The organism is Gemella haemolysans (assembly GCF_901873445.1).
Taxonomy (GTDB): domain Bacteria; phylum Bacillota; class Bacilli; order Staphylococcales; family Gemellaceae; genus Gemella; species Gemella haemolysans_C.
The window spans coordinates 1-22,239 of sequence record NZ_CABFLN010000073.1 but is presented as its reverse complement, the minus strand read 5'-3'; the positions used below and the strand labels follow the sequence as shown (position 1 = coordinate 22,239).

At 29.0% G+C, this 22,239-nt stretch carries 21 protein-coding genes and 1 other RNA gene; 20 read left to right on the top strand and 2 right to left on the bottom strand.

Features of this window, described 5'->3' with window-relative positions; translation table 11 throughout:
- Nucleotides 1-146: 146 nt before the first annotated feature.
- The 11 genes from JX287_RS08280 to JX287_RS08230 all read left to right on the top strand — a co-directional run bounded on the left by JX287_RS08280 (nt 147) and on the right by JX287_RS08230 (nt 8,553).
- On the top strand, nt 147-989 hold the full coding sequence (locus JX287_RS08280) for an ABC transporter ATP-binding protein (RefSeq protein ID WP_204644408.1): 843 nt from the start codon (nt 147-149) through the stop codon (nt 987-989).
- Nucleotides 989-1,750 (top strand): iron ABC transporter permease, encoded by a 762-nt coding sequence (locus tag JX287_RS08275; RefSeq protein WP_204644407.1) that lies wholly within the window; start codon nt 989-991, stop codon nt 1,748-1,750. The genes JX287_RS08280 and JX287_RS08275 overlap by 1 nt, the downstream gene beginning before the upstream one ends.
- A gap of 12 nt (nt 1,751-1,762) precedes the next feature.
- A complete protein-coding gene (locus tag JX287_RS08270; RefSeq protein WP_204644406.1) occupies nt 1,763-2,527 on the top strand; it encodes a TerC family protein in 765 nt (254 codons plus the stop codon).
- A gap of 133 nt (nt 2,528-2,660) precedes the next feature.
- On the top strand, nt 2,661-4,328 hold the full coding sequence (locus JX287_RS08265) for an Rqc2 family fibronectin-binding protein (RefSeq protein WP_204644405.1): 1,668 nt from the start codon (nt 2,661-2,663) through the stop codon (nt 4,326-4,328).
- Nucleotides 4,329-4,349: 21 nt separating this feature from the next.
- Nucleotides 4,350-5,057 (top strand): AzlC family ABC transporter permease, encoded by a 708-nt coding sequence (locus tag JX287_RS08260; RefSeq protein WP_204644404.1) that lies wholly within the window; start codon nt 4,350-4,352, stop codon nt 5,055-5,057.
- Nucleotides 5,044-5,370, top strand: a complete 327-nt coding sequence (locus JX287_RS08255) for an AzlD domain-containing protein (protein ID WP_204644403.1) — start codon at nt 5,044-5,046, stop codon at nt 5,368-5,370. Before JX287_RS08260 ends, JX287_RS08255 begins: the two co-directional genes overlap by 14 nt.
- 159 nt (nt 5,371-5,529) lie before the next feature.
- Complete coding sequence (gmk, locus tag JX287_RS08250) at nt 5,530-6,150, top strand: guanylate kinase (protein ID WP_204644402.1); 621 nt, start codon at nt 5,530-5,532, stop codon at nt 6,148-6,150.
- A 9-nt stretch (nt 6,151-6,159) separates the two neighbouring features.
- Complete coding sequence (gene rpoZ / locus JX287_RS08245) at nt 6,160-6,357, top strand: DNA-directed RNA polymerase subunit omega (RefSeq protein ID WP_102170233.1); 198 nt, start codon at nt 6,160-6,162, stop codon at nt 6,355-6,357.
- A 54-nt stretch (nt 6,358-6,411) separates the two neighbouring features.
- An RNA gene (gene rnpB / locus JX287_RS08240) (RNase P RNA component class B) lies at nt 6,412-6,789 on the top strand.
- Nucleotides 6,790-6,844: 55 nt separating this feature from the next.
- A complete protein-coding gene (locus tag JX287_RS08235; protein ID WP_204644401.1) occupies nt 6,845-7,972 on the top strand; it encodes a THUMP domain-containing class I SAM-dependent RNA methyltransferase in 1,128 nt (375 codons plus the stop codon).
- Between the two features lie 77 nt (nt 7,973-8,049).
- A complete protein-coding gene (locus JX287_RS08230) occupies nt 8,050-8,553 on the top strand; it encodes an RrF2 family transcriptional regulator (protein ID WP_003144673.1) in 504 nt (167 codons plus the stop codon).
- Between the two features lie 46 nt (nt 8,554-8,599).
- Here the strand turns inward: JX287_RS08230 and JX287_RS08225 are convergent, their stop codons facing one another.
- Complete coding sequence (locus tag JX287_RS08225) at nt 8,600-9,046, bottom strand: flavodoxin (protein ID WP_204644400.1); 447 nt, start codon at nt 9,044-9,046, stop codon at nt 8,600-8,602.
- Between the two features lie 284 nt (nt 9,047-9,330).
- On the opposite strand from JX287_RS08225, the gene JX287_RS08220 reads away from it, so the two are divergent.
- The 9 genes from JX287_RS08220 to JX287_RS08180 all read left to right on the top strand — a co-directional run bounded on the left by JX287_RS08220 (nt 9,331) and on the right by JX287_RS08180 (nt 21,196).
- A complete protein-coding gene (locus JX287_RS08220) occupies nt 9,331-10,731 on the top strand; it encodes a cation:dicarboxylate symporter family transporter (RefSeq protein WP_204644399.1) in 1,401 nt (466 codons plus the stop codon).
- A gap of 240 nt (nt 10,732-10,971) precedes the next feature.
- Nucleotides 10,972-12,855, top strand: a complete 1,884-nt coding sequence (gene mnmG / locus JX287_RS08215) for a tRNA uridine-5-carboxymethylaminomethyl(34) synthesis enzyme MnmG (RefSeq protein WP_204644398.1) — start codon at nt 10,972-10,974, stop codon at nt 12,853-12,855.
- On the top strand, nt 12,848-13,561 hold the full coding sequence (rsmG, locus tag JX287_RS08210) for a 16S rRNA (guanine(527)-N(7))-methyltransferase RsmG (RefSeq protein ID WP_204644397.1): 714 nt from the start codon (nt 12,848-12,850) through the stop codon (nt 13,559-13,561). The genes mnmG and rsmG overlap by 8 nt, the downstream gene beginning before the upstream one ends.
- A gap of 205 nt (nt 13,562-13,766) precedes the next feature.
- Complete coding sequence (locus JX287_RS08205) at nt 13,767-14,813, top strand: PTS sugar transporter subunit IIC (RefSeq protein WP_204644396.1); 1,047 nt, start codon at nt 13,767-13,769, stop codon at nt 14,811-14,813.
- A gap of 130 nt (nt 14,814-14,943) precedes the next feature.
- Nucleotides 14,944-15,876 (top strand): ketopantoate reductase family protein, encoded by a 933-nt coding sequence (locus tag JX287_RS08200; RefSeq protein ID WP_204644395.1) that lies wholly within the window; start codon nt 14,944-14,946, stop codon nt 15,874-15,876.
- A 129-nt stretch (nt 15,877-16,005) separates the two neighbouring features.
- On the top strand, nt 16,006-16,365 hold the full coding sequence (locus JX287_RS08195) for an Asp23/Gls24 family envelope stress response protein (RefSeq protein WP_204644394.1): 360 nt from the start codon (nt 16,006-16,008) through the stop codon (nt 16,363-16,365).
- 11 nt (nt 16,366-16,376) lie between these two features.
- On the top strand, nt 16,377-18,026 hold the full coding sequence (locus tag JX287_RS08190) for a DAK2 domain-containing protein (RefSeq protein WP_204644393.1): 1,650 nt from the start codon (nt 16,377-16,379) through the stop codon (nt 18,024-18,026).
- A gap of 135 nt (nt 18,027-18,161) precedes the next feature.
- Nucleotides 18,162-18,695, top strand: coding sequence for a CvpA family protein (locus JX287_RS08185; protein WP_204644392.1), 534 nt, complete (start codon nt 18,162-18,164; stop codon nt 18,693-18,695).
- 161 nt (nt 18,696-18,856) lie between these two features.
- The gene (locus JX287_RS08180) at nt 18,857-21,196 is read left to right on the top strand and encodes an endonuclease MutS2 (protein ID WP_204644391.1); all 2,340 of its coding nucleotides are present in this window, start codon (nt 18,857-18,859) and stop codon (nt 21,194-21,196) included.
- 58 nt (nt 21,197-21,254) lie between these two features.
- On the opposite strand, the gene JX287_RS08175 is transcribed toward JX287_RS08180, so the two are convergent.
- The gene (locus JX287_RS08175) at nt 21,255-21,767 is read right to left on the bottom strand and encodes a GNAT family N-acetyltransferase (RefSeq protein WP_204644390.1); all 513 of its coding nucleotides are present in this window, start codon (nt 21,765-21,767) and stop codon (nt 21,255-21,257) included.
- Nucleotides 21,768-22,239: the final 472 nt, after the last annotated feature.

Below are 22,239 nucleotides of genomic sequence, written 5' to 3'. Positions count from 1 at the left end.
TATCATCTTTTAATTTTTTGACTATTGTTTTTGACAATACGATAAAGCAATGGTATTATAATAAGATGTAGTCTTATTGTAATAAGAAGAAAAGCAGAAATAAAAACAAGGTGATATCATTTTGTTATTTTTATATAGGAGAAGTAATGGTTTTAGAATTTAGAGAATATACAAAGAAAATAAAAAAAGATACTATATTAGAACTTGATTTTAAGGTCGAAACAGGTGAAATTTTAACAATTATTAATAATAAAAAGGAAAATTTAGAACTGATAAAAGATTCTTTCAGAAAAAGAATAAAGTTTAAAGGTGAAATACTTTTTGACAATGAAGACGTAAGTAAACAACAACTTTTATTTACTAAAGATTTTGGATTTTATAATGACTTAACATTGCTAAAAAATCTAAAGGTAGCACTGGAGTTATTTAATATAAAAGTATCAGTTGATAATTTAACTGAAGATTTAGAGTTTTTAAATCTTAAACCGGGTTCTAAGTATAGAGACTTATTACCAAACGAAATTAACAAGTTTCATATATTATTTTCAATATTAGTTGATCAAAATCTACTAATAATTGATAACACTAATAAAGATTTAACTATAGAAGATATGGAAGTTATAAGTGATTTTATTTTGGATAAATCAAATAATGCTAATGTTATTATTTTAGATACAATGTTGAACAGATATAATAGTATCGCAGATAAGGTTCTAGTTATTACAGATGGTATTAAGTCTTATTATGGGAATCTTGAAGACTTACTAATATTAAAACAATTAACTGCTATAAATATTTCTAGCAACGAAAATCTAGAAACTGTTTTATCTGGATATCAATATACGATTTACCATGAAAATGAAATAGTAGTAAGAGAAGAAGTACTTGAAGAAGTTGTCTATATCCTGTTAAAAAACAATATAGAAGTTTATCAAATTCGTAATTTAGGTGAGAAAATTAAATTGTATGAGGGTGAGGCTGATTTATAATGTTATTTAGGGTTGAATTTGGTAAGTTATTTAGAAGAAAATTTAATTATCTATTTGGGTTAATTTTAATTCTAATAAATGTAGGTATGGTTTTTAAATTAGACTTTTTATCATTATTTTATGATATGTCTTTAGTAAATATTATTTTCAATATTGTTTTGAAAATAAATTTAATACTGATATTGTTTATTATGGGCTTGAATTATATATATTCATATAGAGAAGACTATATTTCAAAGGTGAATGTTTTTCTTGAAATACATAAAAAGAAAAGTATACGTGATTTTTCTGCTATCTTAGCTAATTTAATTTATTTTTTAATTTACTATGTCATAATAGTAACTAGTTTATTAGCTACTTTATTTATTCGTAAGAATAGCTTATTTACAGAGTTAAAATCGATAATGATGAATGTAAATACTGCAGGTGCGTATGCAACGATGTTAATAGTACTGCTATTATTTGCAAACATTATATTCTTACTATCATTAACTTTATTCAATAATACTAATTTAGCTATTTCAGTTTCACTTTTATTTTTCCTTGGTGGAGAAGTGATTGCTAATATGATTAAAGCAAGAGTTAATTTTGTAAGTGAAAGAATAGATAATAGTGTATTAACAATTTTTACTAAATCATTCAATAATTTGAATCAACATATAACATTCAATCTTGCTACTTTTTTACCTGTAGTATTAAATATTGTCGGTTTAGTAATAGTTATTTATATAGTTAGATTTATAAAAAAAATATTCGGATAGAAGGAGATTTTAATGGATACACAGATTTTAATTCAGTATGTGATAGTGTTACTAAGTTTAATACTATTAGAAGGATTATTGTCAGCGGATAATGCTATTGTTTTAGCTGTTATGGTTAGACACCTTCCTCCTAAAGAGCAAAAACATGCATTAATGTATGGACTTGCTGGAGCATTGATATTTAGAATTATTGTGATTTTCTTAATTACAATATTAGCGCAATATTGGGAGATTCAGGTACTAGGTGGATTATACCTGCTATATATGGCCGGTGTGCATATAAAGGAATTTTTTGAAAAACAAAAACATAAAGATTCACCTGAGGAAATAAAAGTACCTAAAAAGCAAAGCGGTTTTTGGGCTACTGTTATTAAAGTAGAATTTACAGATATAGCTTTTGCTATCGATTCAATTTTAGCAGCGGTAGCAATTGCAATTACATTACCACATATCTCAGAGACATCAATTGGAGGTATTAACCTTGGACAATTCTCGGTTATGGTAATTGGTGGGTTTGTAGGTGTTATAATAATGCGTTATGCTGCTAATATTTTTATCAAAGTATTGGAGACTAAACCTGGTTTAGAAATAGCTGCTTTCTTAATCGTAGGGTGGGTAGGTACTAAACTATTTGTTATAGCAGCTGCTCATGAGAGATTAGGATTAATACCACATGATTTTCCACATTCAACACTTTGGACAGTAATTTTCTGGGTTGTTTTACTTGGATTATTAGTCTGGGGAATATTAGTATCAAAAAGATTTGAAAAAAAATAATAAAAAAGAAGAAAGAGATGATAAAACAATCATCTCTTTCTTCACATTAGGCTAACTTATTATTTCCATATACACATATATAGATATGTGGTATAATTTTTAAATATATATAATTTAATTTAGGAGGATAAAAATGGCATTTGATGGTTTTTTTGTAAGAAAGATGGTAAGAGAACTTGAAGAAAGTATAGTGAATGGTCGAATAAATAAAGTAAATAATTTATCGACAGATGAATTTATATTTTCTATAAGAAAAGGAAAAAACTTGAAGTTGTTTGTTTCTGCTAATCCAAGTTCATCTAGAATACAATTAACAAATAATAGTTATGAAAATCCTTCAACACCTTCAAATTTTTGTTCAGTGCTAAGGAAGTATTTAACTGGTGGGATAATCCTAGAGATTAATCAATTAAATAATGATCGTATAATTATTTTTAAAATAAAAAATTTTGATGATTTAGGTTATGAAAAGTACTATTATTTAATTACAGAATTGATGGGGAAACATTCTAATATAATCCTCGCTAATGAAGAGAATATTATTTTAGAATCATTAAAAAATAGTTATAGCTTGGAGTATAAACGTTCAACTATCTCGAATATGGCTTATACCTTACCTCCAACTATAGAAAAAATTAATCCATTTGAATTTGATAAATATAGTAGTTTAAATTTTGAATATGAAGATAAAAAATTTTTAATGAAAAATTTTTACGGGGTATCTATTTTACTAAATGATTATTTTAAGAAGACATCAAGTACTGAGTTGAAGGATTCATTCGTAAGTTTTTGTAGAGACTTTGATAGTTATTATAAACCAGTCTTAATAGAAGAAAACGAGAAAAAAGACTTTTATTTCTTTAAAGTAAAAGAGTTTAGTAAAGAATTTGAATCTTTATCACAATTACTTGATTATTATTATATGGATATTGCCAAAGAAGCAATCAATAAAAATACTGATAGAAACTTATTTAATTTTATTAAAGCTAAACTTAATCGATTAAATAAAAAAATAGAAATATTAACATCTGAATTGAATCAGGCTTATAGTAGAGATGATTATAAATTAAAAGGACAGCTATTGATTTCTAATATTTATTTATTTAAAAAAGAAATCCCTGAGGTTGTTACATTGCAGAATTTCTATAGTGAAGATTTATCTGATATTGAGATAGAATTAGATCCAAACTTAACTATTGAGAAAAATTCAGAGAAATACTTTAATTTATATAAAAAGAATAAGAGAACAATTGAGAATTTGATTGAACAAATTGATATAGCAAAAAAAGATATTGAATATTTTGAAACAATAAAATTTCAACTTGAAAATGCAGACAAAACTGATATTGCAGAGATTAAAGAGGAATTAATTGCAAATGAAATCCTAAAGGAAAAAGTGAAAATTAATAAGAAAAAGAATAAGAGAAATTATTTTATTGTTAATCACAATGGAACTGCAATTTATGTTGGAAAAAATAATCTTCAAAATGATGCCATAACAAATAAATTAGCAAGACGTGATTATCTATGGTTCCATGCTAAAGATATTCCAGGAAGTCATGTTGTAATCTTCGATAATAATCCTGGAGAAGATACTATAGAAGTTGCGTCAATGTTAGCAGCATACTATTCGAAGTTTAAAAACGAAGAATATGTAAATGTTGATAGAACATTAATAAAAAATGTGAAAAAAATACCAGGAGCAAAACCTGGATTAGTGACTTATACTGGACAGAAAACAGTTAAGCAAAAGATAGATAAAGTTTTTATCGGAAAACTTCTGACAAATGATAACAATTAAATAAAAAAGGAAGGTGAATATATGAATGATAAATTGGATGTGAAAACAGGTATAAAGGATACATTACCAACTGTATTTGGATACATAGGAATAGGTTTAGCATTTGGTATTATAGCTAGCTCTGTGGGGCTTAATCCCTTCATTGTAGGCGCGATGTCATTATTTATATATGCGGGAGGAGCTCAATTTATTACAGTGAGTATGCTGTCGAGTGGGGCTCCTATACTTTCAATCGTACTAGCAACATTCCTTATTAATTCAAGAATGATATTAATGAGTATGGCAATAGCCCCGTTTTTTAAACGTTATAGTGTGTTTAAGAATATAGTAATTGGTACTTTTTTAACCGATGAAAGTTTTGCTTTAGGAATGAACAAGCAAAACTATACAAATGGAAATCTATCTTTTGAATGGTTCAATGCTGCAAACTTAATATCTTATTTTACATGGGTAGCTTCTTCAGTTGCAGGAGCGTTGTTAGGAGGAATAGTTAAAAATCCTAAATCGCTTGGTTTAGATTTTGCTTTAGTAGCAATGTTTATAGGATTATTACACTTGCAAGTTCTGTCAGATTTTACTATAAAGAAAAAAATCCAGTTTATTATAATTGTCGTTGTATTATTTTTAGTATATTTTGGAATGATTTTTATTTCTAGTAATGCATTGATTATAGTAGTTACTTTAATAGGATGTTCGATAGGAGTGGTATTAAAAAATGTTATCAACTAATTATATTCTCTTAACAATATTGGGATGTACAATTGTAACCTTGTTATCAAGAGTACTACCCCTTGTGTTACTGAAAAAGCTTAATTTACCAAAAGCGGTAATAGAGTATCTTAGTTTTGTACCAATTGTAATAATGTCAGCATTATGGTTTAATAGTTTATTTATACAAAAAATTGGGGAATTTCCTCAAATTAATTATGAAAATCTACTAGCCTCTCTACCTACAGTAGTAAGTGCAATTATTTCAAAGAGTTTACTAGTTATTGTTGTAGTTGGAATATTATCCTTAGCGATAATAAGACATGTATTTTAGTAATTAATAAAATAGATTTTTTTATTGATAAAAAATAAGAATTTTGAAAAAATAATGCTGAATTAATTTACAACTTAAATATACATGTTTATAGTTTAAATTTTTTTTGATTTATGGTATCATAAAAAGATAATAAAACATAACAGAAGGATACGAAAAATGGAGAAAGGATTACTAATAGTTCTTTCAGGACCTTCAGGAGTAGGTAAAGGTACTGTTAGAAAAAGAATTTTTGAAAGTAATGATGTTGACTTCGAATATTCAATTTCAATGACATCAAGAGGTATGAGGCCTGGTGAAGTAGACGGGGTTGATTATTTCTTCAAAACAAAAGAAGAATTCGAAAATTTAATTCAGCAAGGTGAATTATTAGAATATGCGCAATATGTTGACAATTACTATGGAACTCCCGTTAAATACGTTAGGGAGACGATGGATAAAGGTAAAGATATATTTTTAGAAATTGAAGTACAAGGTGCTGGTCAAGTAAAAAGCAAAATTCCCGATGCTCTATTTATATTTTTAGCACCACCAAGTATTGCTGACCTAAAAGATAGATTGAAAGGTCGTGGAACTGAAAGTGATGAAGTAATTGAATCGCGTATAGCAAAAGCTAAAAAAGAAATTAATATGATGCACTTATACGATTATGTAGTTGAGAATGACGAAGTGGATAAAGCTGTAGAAAGAATCAAAGCGATTATACTTAGTGAGCATTTAAAACGTGAACGTATTGAGATGAAGTATAGAAGAGCATTATTAGAATTAGAAGAAATGTAGGAGAAAGAAATGTTATATCCAAAATTAGACGTATTAAAATCAAAAGTAAATTCAAAATATATGCTAGTATCATTAGCAAGTAAAAGAGCAAGAGAATTATTTGCTGATCCAGAAACTGCAAAATTAGAAAAATATACTTCACATAAAGAAGTAGGAAAAGCATTAGAAGAAATTGCTGAAGGCAAAATTTCCGTATTAGAAAAATAGTTTAAATTATTGTTTACAAAATAGTATTTTTAGTGTAAAGTAATATAAGTGTTTTTCTTTGAGTGATCGCGGCAGTAATGCTGAGGAAAGTCCATACTCACACAGGCTGAGATGCTTGTAGTGTTCAACGCTAAACGAAAAAATAAGTTTAGGCACCATAAGGTGACGGCAGAAAATATAACCTAAGTAGTTTTCTATATGGTTGTATATCTTGAAAGTGCCACAGTGACGGAGTTCTTGTAGAAATACAAGAAGTGGAACGCGGTAAACCCCTTGAGTGAGCAATTCAAATTTTGGTAGAAGCACTTATTCCGCAGAAATGAATGTAGGAATAGGAAATATGTATATATTTAGACAGATGATCACAGCTATTTTTACGAGAGTAGACTAGTCTCGATTGAGTAAGATAGATACAGAATATGGCTTATGATAAGAAAAACAACTAGTTCTAGGGGCTCTTTGGAGCCTCTTTTTTAAGGAGGAAGAAATGAATTTTAATTTAGTAGCAACAACCCCGATGGGAATTGAAGCAATAGTAGCTAAAGAAGTACAAGAGTTAGGTTATGAAACAAAAGTAGAAAATGGGAGAGTATATTATTCTGGAGATAAAAGAGCGATAGTTCGTTCGAATTTATGGTTAAGATGTGCTGACAGGGTGAAAATTGTTGTTGCACAATTTCCTGCATACACTTTTGAAGAGCTTTTTGAAAAAACAAAAGAGATAGAGTGGGATAAATATCTTCCAGTAGATGCTAAGTTTCCTGTAGATGGGCGTAGCCATAAATCTACACTATTTAGTGTTTCTGACTGTCAATCAATTGTAAAAAAAGCAATCGTAGAAAAAATGAAAAAGAGTTATGGAGTTACTGGTTGGTTAACAGAAACTGGAGCAAGATATAGATTAGAGATAATTATGTTGAATGATGTTGCAACCATTTTATTAGATACTTCTGGAGATGGCCTTCATAAGCGTGGATATCGTGCTAAACAAGGAACTGCACCATTAAAAGAAACACTAGCAGCAGCAATGGTCAAACTAACTAACTGGAAAGGTGAAACACCTTTATATGACTTATTCTGTGGATCTGGAACATTATTGATAGAAGCGGCAATGGCGGCTCAAAACATGGCTCCTGGTATCAATAGAAACTTTGACTTTGAAAAATGGCCATGGATGCCAAAAAGTCTTGTAGATGAAGAAAGAAATAAGGCAGAAGATCTTATTGATTATGAAAAAGAACTAGAGTTATATGGTTCTGATATCGATCCTAAGATGATAGCAACAGCTGAAAATAATGCAGAAGAAATAGGGCTTGCAGGAGTTATTAAGTTTAAACAGATGTCAGTTTTTGATTTTGTAGCGAAGAAGGAAACTGGTTGTGTAATTGCGAATCCACCATATGGCGAACGTTTAGGTGAGAAAAAAGAAGTAGAAGCTATGTATAAATTTTTAGGAGCGGAACTTAAAAATAAGAAACATTGGTCACTTTATTTATTAACATCTCATAAAATGTTTGAACATTTATACGGAAAAAAGGCAACGAAAAGAAGAAAGTTATTTAACGGTTCCATTGAATGTACCTATTATCAATACTGGGGAGAAAAATTAAAATAATATTTGACAATTATAAAAATATATCATAAAATAAGGATGTAAGTAGAGTTATATTATAAAGAAAAGAGGTTGAGTTTATGCATTTAACAAAAAGTACTGAACAAGCAATCTGTATAATGGTAATGTTATACCTTCAAGATAGGCATGTTTTCTTAAATTCTAAGGAAATAAGCCAGCGTTTAAATATTTCTCCAACATATCTGAAAAAAATTATGAGAAAATTGGTTGTCAATGATCTAGTAAAAGCTAATACTGGTATTGGCGGGGGATATAAGTATAAATCAAATAAAAAAGTTACTTTATATGACGTATATGTAGCGCTAAACGATGAAGTAGAAATATTTGCTTTAAAAACAGATTATGTATCTAAAATTTTTGAGGGTGCTCTAGCTGTTGACAAACGTTACAGTAAATACTTGAAGAAAGTTAACACTGTAAATAAAGCAATCAAATCTTCATTAGAAGAAATTACAATCGAAAACTTAGTCGAGGATATTCTTGAAGAGAATTCTAAGATAAGATTAGATTGGAATAATTGGGAAGACGAGTTTGAAAGGGTGAATGTCTTCTTTAAGGGGTAGAAAAGGATAGAAAAATACGGTTATGGATAATCATAACCGTATTTTTTTATAAAGCACTAGAGAAAGCTTCGATAAATTTATCGATATTTTCAAAATCTTCGTCTGTATCAGCTTCTATTTCTATTTTAAGGTTTTCTGTAGGGTTAGTTGCACCTGTTTTTGCAATTTGCTCATCGAATTGATCAACACAAACACAGTACTCATCATAAATAGTGTCACCAGTACCAATAACTCCGTAAATTTTCCCTTCGTAATTTTTATCAGCAAGAGCTTCAAAAAATTCTTCCATTTCTTCTGGAAGTTCACCTTCACCATACGTGTAACTAGCCACGATAAAAGCATCTGCATCATCAAGGAAATCAAAATCTTCCATATCCTCAATAAATAGTTTTTCTATTTCTAAACCTTTTTCTTCTTCGAATTTTTCTATCATTAAATCAGATAACATTTCAGTATTACCTGTCAAACTTGCGTAAACTAATTTAATATTCAAAAAAACCCCTCCGTTCTATTCGTATATAAATAACTAATCATTATTATAACGTATTAAAAAAGTTTAGTAAATAAATAAATTCTAAAAAAAGATTTTTTTGAGCAAATTTATTGAAAATGATTGAAAATTGTAGTTTAATCTATATATCTTTTACATTATGGAGGTACAATATGGAAAAAGATCTTAATCTTTTCCACTCTATCTGTAGATGGAGTAAAATTTAAGATAAAAATTTTACAAAATACTAAAGAAGATGAGTAAGATACTCATTTGGAGGATAGATAATGGGAAACAAATTTACATTTTTTGAGAAATTCATAATGATTTCTACAAAGGAAACTTTATTATTTTTAGTAGTGCTTTTTGCGCTATTTTACTTAATGTACTATTTGGCGAAAAAAAGAGTTAGTTCATCAAAACGAACATTAATATCTACTGTTCTAGGGTTAGCTTTAGGAATTCTAATTCAAGCATATTCAGGTTTTAGTGATGAACCGATGAAGATTAAGTATGTTGCTGAAATAACAACGTGGTATTCATTATTTGGTAATGGATTTATTGACTTAATTAAAATGTTAATCGTTCCGTTAGTATTAGTTTCAATTATTAATGTAATTGTAAATATTAATGCTAATACTGATGTTAAAAAATTAACAAGATTAACACTGATTGTAACGTTAGGAATGGTTGCAATAAGTTCGATTGTTGGATTTGTAATTTCTGCAATATTCAAACTAGGAAGTAGTTCTATTGTTTTAGGTAGTGGAGATAGCAAAATAAAAGAAGTAAAAAATGTTGTTACAATTATCCGTGAATTAATTCCTTCTAACCCTATAAAAGCAATGGTAGACTTCAATGTAATTGGAGTTGTAATCTTTGCAATGTTTATAGGATTAGCTGCAAGATATATTCAAAATAAAGATGAACATAAAGTAAAAACTTTTATTGACTATATTGCTAGCTTACATGCAATTATTTCTCGAATGACAGTTTTAGTAATTAGACTATTACCATACGCTGTAATTCCATTATTAGCTAATACAATTGCACAAAGAGGATTAAAATCAATTAAAGATGTATTATTATTTATCGGTTTATTATATGTAGCGGTAGTAATCCAATTTATAATTCAAGGATTATTCTTATTATTACACGGTGTCTCACCAGTTACATATTTCAAAAAAGCAAGTAAACCATTAGTTTTAGCATTTACTTCGCGTTCAAGTGCGGGTACTTTACCTTTAACTATTAATACTTTAACTAAAGATATGGGAGTAAACCAATCAACAGCAAACTTCGTTGCTTCGTTCTCATCTACAGCAGGAATGCAAGGATGTGCGGGGATCTATCCAACAATGTTAGTTGTATTTTTAGCTAATGCAAATGGAATAACTATTGATGCAACATTATTCATAATGACTGTCATTGTTGTAACATTAGGTTCTGTAGGTATTGCAGGTGTTCCTGGTACAGCAATAACAGCTGCTTCAGTTTCAGTTAACGGAGTAGGTTTTGGAGCATTATTCAATCAAATTAACCCGATTTTAGCAGTAGACCCGATTTTAGATATGGGACGTACTTGCTTAAATGTTAGTGGTGGTATGACGAACTCTATAATGGTTGATAAACACTTAGGTTTATTTAACAAAGAAAAATTTTATGAGTTTGATAAAATTTCAGAATAAAAATACTAGTCGCAGTACGATATGTACTGCGATTTTTTGGTTTGGATATAAAATTTACAGATTATTATTTATGGATGAAAAAGGACTATTAATTAATGTAAACTTATAGTCCTTATAAAAGTATATTATTAGTTTTTTTGTTTGCAATGTGATAATATTATAAAGGTAAAAATTTAGTAATATATCAAAATTTTGGTCAAAGCATTATTTTGCAATTACGTTAAAATATATGGAGGTACTATGACTGAATTTTTAAAAGAATATGATGTTATTGTAATTGGAGGAGGACATGCTGGGATTGAGGCAGCACACGCCGCTAGCAGAAAAGGTGTCAAAACTTTAATGATTACAATTAATTTAGATACTATTGGTTTTATGCCATGCAATCCGAGTGTGGGAGGACCTGCAAAGGGGATTGTTGTCCGTGAAGTAGACGCACTTGGTGGTCTTATGGGTAGAGTAGCAGATAAAACAAACATTCAAAGTAAAATGTTAAATACTGCTAAAGGCCCAGCGGTACGTGCATTAAGAATGCAATCCGATAAAGTAGAATATCAACTTGAGATGAAACGAGTGTTGGAGGATACTCCAAACTTAGATATCGAACAAGCAATGGTCCGTGAGCTTATTATCGAAGATAATAAAGTAGTTGGTTTAAAAACAATGTTAGGAACAGCGTACAAAGCTAAAGTAATTATTATTACTACCGGTACGTATTTACGTGGGGAAATAGTAATAGGAGATATTAAATATTCTTCTGGTCCAAATCACCAAATGCCTTCTATTGATTTAGCAAAACAATTAGAAGAATTAGGATTTGATTTAGTTAGATTTAAAACTGGAACACCACCTAGAGTTAATGCAGATAGTGTGGATTTTTCTAAAACAGCAATTCAACCTGGAGACGGAGAGGATCATGCATTTAGTTATGAAACTACAGAATTTGTTAAAGATCAAGTACCATGTTGGTTAACTTATACAAATTCATCTACGCATGAAATTATTGACAAAAACTTAGGACGTTCAGCTATGTATTCTGGTGTAATTAAAGGAACTGGTCCGAGATACTGTCCAAGTATTGAAGACAAATATGTTCGTTTTAACGATAAAGAAAGACACCAACTTTTCTTGGAACCAGAAGGAAGAAATACTAAAGAAATATATGTACAAGGTCTGTCTACTTCGTTACCAGATGATGTTCAACGTGACATGGTACGTAGTATTGCTGGGCTTGAAAACGCAGTAATTATGCGTAATGGTTATGCAATTGAGTATGATGCTGTAAATCCAACAACTTTATGGCCAACTTTAGAAACGAAATTAATTGATGGATTATTTACCGCCGGACAAATTAATGGTACTAGTGGTTATGAGGAAGCTGCAGGTCAAGGAATCATGGCAGGAATAAATGCCGCTTGTAAAGTGCTTGGTGAGGAACCTATGATTCTAGGTCGTGATGAAGCTTATATAGGAGTGCTTATTGATGACTTAGTAACAAAGGGAACAAATGAGCCATATAGACTTCTAACTTCAAGAGCAGAACATAGATTATTATTACGCCATGATAATGCAGATATGCGTTTAACAGAAAAAGCTTATAACTATGGTTTAGTAACTGAAGAAAGATACAATAAATTCCGTGAAAAACGTAGTATGGTTGCTGATGAAATCGAAAGACTTAAAACTTTCAGAATTACACCAACAGCAGCAACTTTAGAAAAACTAGTGGAATTAAATAGTGCAGAAATTAGAGATGGAATTTTAGCAATCGATATGTTAAGACGCCCAGAATTAAGTCATGAGAATGTTCTATATTTAGCTAATGATGAAACAAAACTACCTAAAGATGTAGTAGAGCAAGTAGAAATAGAAGTTAAATATGAAGGTTATATTAAAAAATCTCTTCAACAAGTAGAGAAACTTAAGAAAATGAATGAAATGAAAATTCCAGCTGATTTGAGTTATGATGAAGTCCCAAGTTTAGCTTTAGAAGCAAGAGAAAAACTTAAAAAAGTATTACCACTAACTATAGGGCAAGCTTCACGTATTTCAGGAGTTAATCCAGCGGATATTTCTATATTATTAGTATATTTAGAACAACGACGAGGTATGAGTAATGAATAAAGAACAATTCTATAGTGCTGTAAAAGAGAAGGTAGGTATAGAATTAACGGAACTTCAAAAAGAGCAGTATAGCAAATACTATGATTTAGTAGTAGAATGGAATCAAAAAATTAATCTTACAGCTATTACTGAGGAAGAAGAATTTTATACGAAACATTTCTTCGATTCAATTTCTTTAGCGTTTTTTAAAGACTATTCAAATATAGAAAGTATATGTGATGTGGGCAGCGGTGCAGGATTTCCTTCAATACCATTGAAGATTTTGTATCCTAATTTAAAAGTTACAATAGTTGATTCGCTGAATAAGAGAATAAAGTTCTTAAATTTAGTTAAAGATGAACTAGGACTTGTTGATTGTAATTTTGTTCATGCAAGAGCAGAAGAATTTGGTCAGAACAAAGAATATCGAGAAAGTTTTGAAATAGTGACGGCAAGAGCTGTAGCTAGACTTAACGTGTTGGTAGAACTTTGTTTACCTCTAGTAAAAAAAGATGGATATTTCTTAAGTTTAAAATCTCAAAAAGCTGAGGAAGAAACTAAAGAAGCTGTTAATGCAATAAAACTTTTAGGTGGAAAATTAGAAAAAGATTTAGAATTTGATATTGAGGGTGAAGAACGTCACATATTAGAAATACGTAAAGCTAAAGAAACACCTAATAAATACCCTAGAAAAGCAGGGACACCGAATAAAAAACCATTATTATAATGTTATTTTATAAAAAATAGCATTTTAAAAGTAGATGAAAATCATTTTATACATAATGATACTCATCTACTTTTTTAATTTATATACGCTTTACATAACAAAATAAAGAAAAAATAGAGAAATTTTCAAAAAATTCTTTACTTTTGTTTGATTTTATATTATTATATTTATTATATTCATTAAAAACAAACAAAGGAGGATGTATATGACGAGATCAGTAAGGGATTTTCTTAATATAATTTTAAACGGTACAGCTTTAGGAGTTGTTGCAGGATTAATTTCAAATGCAGTTTTAAGTACATTGTTTAAATACTTAGGAACATTATTTGCACCTGGATTATTCACTACATTAACTCAAGCGATGTATTTATTACAATTTTCAATTCCAGTTTTAGTAGGAGTTATTGTAGGACAAAGTTTAAAATTCAAACCATTAGAGTCAGCGGTATTAGGAGCGACAGTCTTAGCAGCAAGTGGATCTTTAACATTTAATGCACAAACAAAAGCATGGACTGGGGTTCCAATGGGGGATTTATTTAACGTCATTTTAATTACAATTATCGGAGCTTTAGCGATTAACCTTGTTAAAGATAAATTTGGAGCTGTTACAATTATTTTCTTACCAATCACTGGTGGATTAGTGGCAGCATTAGGATTAGTAACATTACCATATACTAAAAGTTTAACTAAACTTTTAGCATCAATCATTTTTGAATTTACAACATTACAACCAGTGTTAATGTGTATATTAATAACAATGACATTTTCATTCTTAATTGTTACACCAGTTTCTACAGTAGCGATGGGATTAATATTATTTTCTAATGAAAACTATGTGGGAGCGGGAGCCGCAACTCTAGGATTAGTTTCTGCGGCAGCAGTTTTAGCTATTGGTACATATAGAGCGAAAAGTAAAGGTGCTAGTGCGGCTATTATCTTAGGTGCAATCAAGCTTATGATGCCAAACTGTGCACGTAAACCACAGTTATTGTTAACAATTTTAACAACAGCGGCAATTACAGGACTTTCAGGATATTTTCTAAAAATTCTTGGAACACATGAGAGTGCAGGATTTGGAATTATTGGTTTAATCGGACCATCTAAATCTTATGCAATGAATAACGGTAACTTGTTACCAGTAGTACTAGCATTCTTTATAATTCCATTTACAGTTGCATTTTTAGCAGACAGATTTTATTCTGATGTATTGAAATTATATACAAAAGATGCATATAAACCAGAAAACCTATAATAGATTAAGCGATATTCGATATATTTCGAATATCGTTTTTTTGTGTAAATAAGATGTATAGCTAGCGTTGACAAAGCGTTAATATAGTTATAAAATTAGTGTAGAATGAAAAATGCTAAGGAGAACAATTATGAAAATATTATTTGCAGGTGCTGGGGCATTGGGTTCCAGATTAGGGTACATGTTATTTAAAAATAATGAGGATGTAACTTTTATTGATTCTTGGGAAGAACATGTTGAAAATATTAAAAATAAAGGATTAAAAGTTATCATAGATGATAAAGATTTAGGAAATTATTATATTCCAACATATAGACCTGATCAAGTAAATGGTAAGTTTGATGTAGTTTTTGTTGCGACAAAATCTATGCAATTAAGACCAATGTTAGAGCAAGTAAAACATCTGTTCCATGAAGATACTAAGATTATTTGTATTTTAAATGGTCTTGGGCATGTTCAGACATTAAAAGACTATATAAAAGAAGAAAATATCCTTATTGGAGTTACAGTATGGACTAGTGGTCTAGGGGGACCTGGAGTATTGAATGCTCATGGAACAGGAAAAATTGAATTAAAACAAGTAAAAGAAGTTAATTTAGAGAAAACCTTAGAATTGGTATCTAGATTAAATAATTCTGGGCTAAATATTAAATATTCGAATGATACGTTCCAATCAATTTGGCATAAAGCTGGATTAAATTGTGTGCTAAACACATATTGTACATTAATTGATTGTAATATTAATCAATATGGAAGTTTTGATAAAAATTTAGAATTAACTAGAGCAGTTTTAAATGAAGTAACTGCAGTAGGGAAAGCGGAAGGTATTGATGTAAAACAAGATGTTATAGAGAAAAATATTAAAAACTTGTTCCCTCTTGAAACTGCAGGTGCGCATTATCCATCATTGTATCAAGATATGAAAAATGGTCGTTTAACAGAAATAGATTATTTGAATGGAGAAGTATCTAGATTAGGTAAAATACACAATATACCGACACCAGTTTGTGATATTATCACATTAATGATTCATTCTAAAGAATTTATAAACGGAAATAAATAATAGAGATATAAAAGTGATGCTAAAAGGCTCTAACTAAAGAATTATCAATGTTTTACTTGTATTTTTTTGTTAAAAAAGGTATAATAGTTCTTATGTTCATTTGACTATTTTTATATAGGAGGAAAAAATATGTCTTTAGAAATTAATAATGAATTTGGTCATGTTTCTATAAGTGATGATGTTATCGCATCAGTAGCCGGTGGAGCAGCAGTGAGCTGTTACGGAATCATAGGGATGGCTAGTAAAAATCAAGTTAAAGATGGAATTACAGAAATTTTACGTAAAGAAAATTACGCAAAAGGAATAGTAGTAAAAAAAGATGAAGAAAAACTTGTGATTGATTTATATATTATTGTTATGTATGGAACTAAAATTTCAGAAATAGCAAATAATGTTCAGTCTTCAGTTAAATATCAAATAGAAAAAACTCTAGGTGTTAAAGTAAATGAAATCAACATTTACATTCAAGACATCAAGGTAAATAAATAGGAGGAAAGATAGTGGAGAAAATTAACGGACTCGTTTTAGCTGAGATGATCGACTTAGGATCTAAGAACTTAGCTAAAAATGCAGAAAAAATAAACTCATTAAATGTTTTTCCTGTACCAGATGGTGATACAGGGACAAATATGAACCTTTCAATGTCATCGGGTGCAAAAGAAACAGCTACTAATGTTGTGGAAAACATCGGTGAATTAGGAAAATCTTTTTCTAAAGGATTATTAATGGGAGCGCGTGGAAACTCAGGTGTTATCCTTTCTCAACTATTTAGAGGAATGTCTCAATATATAGCTGATAAAAAAGAAATCGATGCAAAAGATTTTGCTGCAGCTATCCAAAATGGAGTTAGTATTGCTTATAAAGCAATTATTAAGCCAGTAGAAGGAACTATTTTAACAGTAGCACGTGAAGCTGCTGAAGCTGGACTTAAAGCAGCGAAAAATACTGATTCTGTAGTTGAAGTAATGGAAGCTATTTATGCTGAATCTCAAGCTTCACTAAAAAGAACTCCAGATTTATTACCAATTCTAAAAGAAGTTGGTGTAGTTGATTCAGGAGGTCAAGGACTTGTTTGTGTATATCAAGGTTTCGTTGCAGCACTTAAAGGTGAAAAAATTGAAGGATTAGAATCTGTAGAAACAAATGTTGTTGATATGCAATTTGAAGATGATCATGATATGGACTTCATGAGCCCAGAAGATATAGTATATGGATTCTGTACTGAGTTTACTGTTCGTCTTGATAAAGAGAAAAAAGAATTTTATGAAGATAAATTCCGTGCGGACATGAGTAAATTTGGAGATTCATTACTAGTTATCTCAGATAGTGAGTATGTAAAAATTCACGTTCATACTGAAACTCCAGGAGAAGTATTCAATTACGGTCAACAATACGGTGAACTTATTAAAATTAAATCTGACAACATGAGAGAACAACACCGCGAAGTTCTTAGAAAACAAGAAGCTAAACAAGCAATTGCTCCAAAAGAACTTAAGGAACAAGCCATGATTTCTATCTCTATGGGAGCTGGATTAAGTAAAGTGTTAACTTCTATGGGAGTTGATTATATCGTAGAAGGTGGACAAACTATGAATCCATCTACTGAAGATATTATGAAAGCAATTAAAGAAGTTAACGCTAAAAACATCTTTATTTTCCCTAATAATAAAAATATTCAACTTGCAGCAAAACAAGCTGCTGAGTTAGCAGAAGAAAATGTTTTTGTCATAGAAAGTAAAACAGCACCTCAAGGATTAGCTGCAGTAATGGTATTTAATCCTCAAGCTGCTCCTGAAGAAAACTTTGCAAATATGCAAGAAGTATTATCAACAGTAAGTACTCTAGAAGTAACACACGCTGTTCGTGATACTAACATCGAAGGTGTTGAAATTAAAAAAGATGAATTCATGGGAATTAGAGATGGTAAAATAGTAGTTTCTAATTTATCACTAAATACAGTCTTAGAAGAATTATTAGAAAAATCAATCGATGAGGATACGGAAATTGTTACACTTTACCTGGGTGAAGAAAGTACAGAAGAGTATACTGATTTCTTAGAGCAATTAATCGAAGAAAAATATCCTGATGTAGAAGTAGAACTTATAGAATCAGGTCAACCAGTATATCCATATATTATCGGAGTTGAATAATAATTAAATGTTAAATTAAAAAAGTAGCATTAGTCTAAAACAGATTAATGCTACTTTAAAGTTAATAGAGTAAAATATTTATATATTAATCATAATACGTTAGAACAATATAGATTATGATTGAAAGGAGAAAAAATGGTTGATATAATTATTGCATTATTATTAGCTGTAGGTGCGTATTTAGGATACAAACGCGGACTAATCATGCAAATTTTTTATTTAGGAACTATCATAATAGGATATGTTTTATCGATGCTGTTTAGTTCAAGATTAGCATATTTATTTACTAGTATGATTCCGATACCGACAGACGTAACAGAAGGACTAGAAGGAATATACAAAGGATTAAATATCCCAACAGCTTATTATCGTGTAGTTTCATTTATTGTATTATTTATTGTTATTCGGTTAATAATACAAATATTAGCACAAACATTAGGAGTGGTTAGAAAATTACCGTTAATAAAAATTACGGATAGATATTTAGGAGCCATATTAGGTTTTCTAGAAATTTATCTAATAGTATTTGTAGTATTGTATTTAGTTACAGTACTGCCGACGCCAGATTGGAAAATTGCAATATTTAAAGACTCGGTATTACCTGACTACATAATACAAAATACACCAATTTTATCAAAACAGTTTATAAGTTTATTCTTTAATAAATAATATTAGATTCGGAGGTCCTAAGGTCTCCGAATTTTTCTATTAAGTTAGTAAGAATATGATTTTAATTGAAAGAAATTGTTTAATACTTCTATTTAGTGTATAATAGTTGATGTTATTAAAATAGATATCGTATTTAAGAGAAAATAAGGAGTGAGATTAGTTTGAATAAAATTACTCAAAAGAAACTTAATTTAGATTTGGTTTTGAAAGATGTAGAAAAATATTGTTTTTCAGAACTATCATATGAAAAAATAAAGAATTTAGAATATATAAAAGATTATGAGAAGTTAGTGGAAGTACATAAGGAGAATGAAGAGGGATATGATCTTCTTAGAAAGTATCCGAATGAATTTAAACTAAAGATATTTGATTATAATGCAAGTGTTAAAAAAGCTAAAATTGATAGTGTACTTTCAGAAAAGGAACTTTTCTATATATTAAGAAATATTATAACTTATGATAGATTTTCAAAAAGATTTGAAAATATTAAATTACAAGAACACTCTAATTATCCTAGTTTGACAAAGTATTCAGTTAAATTAGATGATTTTAGCGATTTAGAAAGATACTTAGATAGAATTATTGATGAAGATGGGTATATAAGACCTGATGCATCACTAGAACTAAAGAATATTAAAGTAAATATTTCTAAGTTAAAAAATAAGAGTGATCAAATATTAAAAAATATTCTCCGTTCAAATGTTAAAAAATTAACTGAAGCAATTGTAACAAAACGAAATGATCGTGATGTTATTTTAGTAAAACCCGAATATAAAAATGATTTTGGTGGAATTATTCATGATGAGAGTGCATCAGGTAATACTTTTTATATTGAACCAAAAGAAAATGTAGAAATTAATAATGAAATAGGTATACTAAAACGTAAAGAAAAAGAAGAAATTCTTAGAATTTTGAAAGAAGCTTCTGAAGTGATTAAAGGGAAAGCAGATGAACTTATAAATTCTCTTTGGAACTTTTCTCAAATAGAGTTTATATTTTCAAAAATGAACTTCTGTGCAAGGAATGGATTTAATAAACAAAATATAGTAAACTCACAAGAAATAAATTTAAAAAAAGCTTATAATCCTTTAATCGATAAAGATATGGTAGTAAAAAATGATATATCGCTTGATAATAAGGGGAATTCATTGATTATTACAGGGCCTAATACTGGTGGTAAGACTGTAATTTTAAAAACAGTTGGATTATGTGTGTACTTATCACATTTAGGATTTTATATTCCAGCATTAGAGGAATCAACAGTCGGATTTTTTGAAGATGTATTTGTAGATGTTGGTGATGAACAGTCTATTGAGAATAACTTATCTACTTTTTCTTCTCATATGACAAATATTATTAATATACTAAATAAAACAAATAATACGAGTCTAATACTTCTAGATGAGTTGTGCTCAGGAACAGATCCTAGTGAGGGGGCAGTACTTTCTATTGCATTACTAGAAAAATTCAAAAAAATAAATGCAACTATGTTATGTACAACGCACTATCCAGAAATCAAAAATTATTGTTTTGAGTCTGAGTACTATAAAAATTCATCAATGGAATTTGATTTTGAAAAATTAAAACCAACCTATAGATTTATTATAGGTTTACCAGGAAAGTCTAATGCTATTAATATATCAGCTAAATTAGGATTAGAACAATCAATTATAGATGAAGCAAGTTCGTTATTAGAAGTAAATACAAAAGAAAATAATCTATTTATCAATAAACTTTCTGAAAGTATTAGAGAATATGATTATAAATTAGAGTATATAAATAAAACAATAGATGAAATAGATGAGGTAAAACAAACTCTTGATACTAATCTACAGAAATATGAAGAGTATAAAGAAAGTTTATATAATGATTTAAGTATAGGACTTAATAGAGCAATTGAAGAAAAGAAAGAAGAAATGCTTGAAATTTATAAAGAGTTCAAAGATAGTTCATCGTTAAAACAGCATGAAGTAAATGAAATCTTACATACTATGGATAAAAGTAAAAATAATATTAAACTTCATAAAAAACTACAAAATCAACCTAAATTTGATAATACTGAGATAAAAGTCGGGGATGATGTACTAGTATTAAGTTATAATCAAAGAGCAACAGTTTTAGAAATTTCTGATAATACTCTACAGATAAAAATGGGAGCAATGAAACTGAATATTAAGAAAAAAGAAGTTAGAAAAATAGATAGTGAGCCTGAAGTAGCTACTAGATATGTTAGTACTAGCAATGTAAGTAGTAAAAAAGTGGGTATCGATATTAATGTAATAGGTTTAAATACAGAAGAAGCTATAAGAGAAATTGAAAATTATATGGATAAAGTAATACTTCAAGGGTACGATACGTTTACTATTATTCATGGACTAGGTTCAGGTATACTTCGTAAAAATATAGGAGAATATCTTAAAAATAATAGATATGTAGCTAGCTATAGAACTGGTGGTCAAAATGAGGGAGGAATGGGAGCTACTGTAGTAGAGATGAAATAAAAAAAAGAGTGACTCAAAAAAATGTGAATTTGAAATTCAATTTTGTTGAGTCACTCATTTATTTTTTATATATCCAGTATCTAAGAGTAGTTCTGTTTTCATCAATAACTTCATTTTCGAGAATGCCACCACATGATTCAATAGTACGTTTTGAAGCGATGTTCTTTTTATCACAGGTAATTAGAATTTTATCTAAACCAAGTGAAAATAAAAAATTTGCAGTATAAGATAACATGGATTTAGCATATCCTTTTCGTCTTTCAGATTTTCTTACGCTATAACCAATATGTCCGCCTAAATTCAATAAATAATCATTCAACTCATGTCTTGCATTAATTATTCCAACAATTTTCTCAGAATCGTCTATAGCAAAAAAAGTATGAGCAGTAACAAAACCAGGGGTTACTGTTTTTTTATATTTAGTATTCTCCGAGAATTGTACCCACTCGGTAATAGCTAAATCAGTTAAATTTGCAGCACCATGAATTATTTCATTGTTTACAACAAACTCATTTTTATAGTCTTGTATTTGTTGAAGTGATACCTCACTAGGTTCTTTAAAAGTAATCATAATAATATCTCCTTACAGTTAAGTGTAGTATTATATCTTTAATTAATATAATACTATGATAACCAATAAAACAGTAAAAGTAAATAAGTTAGTATTAAAGAAGAGAAAATTTGAAAATAGAAATGAAAATAAAATAAAATAAAAAAAGTATTGACATATGCAAATTATGATGATAGACTAGTAAAAGTCTTCTCCATTAGAAGACGAACAATCATATATTTCTATGGATTAAATGTTAAGAAATTATAAAAACTTCTTGACAAATATTTCAAGAAATGATAGAATAATAAAAGTCTTCTGATGGAGACGAAAAACATTTTTTAAAAAAAGTTTTAAAAAAGACTTGACAAAGAATTTTAAAAATGTTAAAATATAAAAGTTGTTAATCACAACAATTTGAACATTGAAAACTAAACGAATTAAGTCAACGTTAATTCCAAAAAAGGACAGTTTTAAAAAGAAACTATAAAAC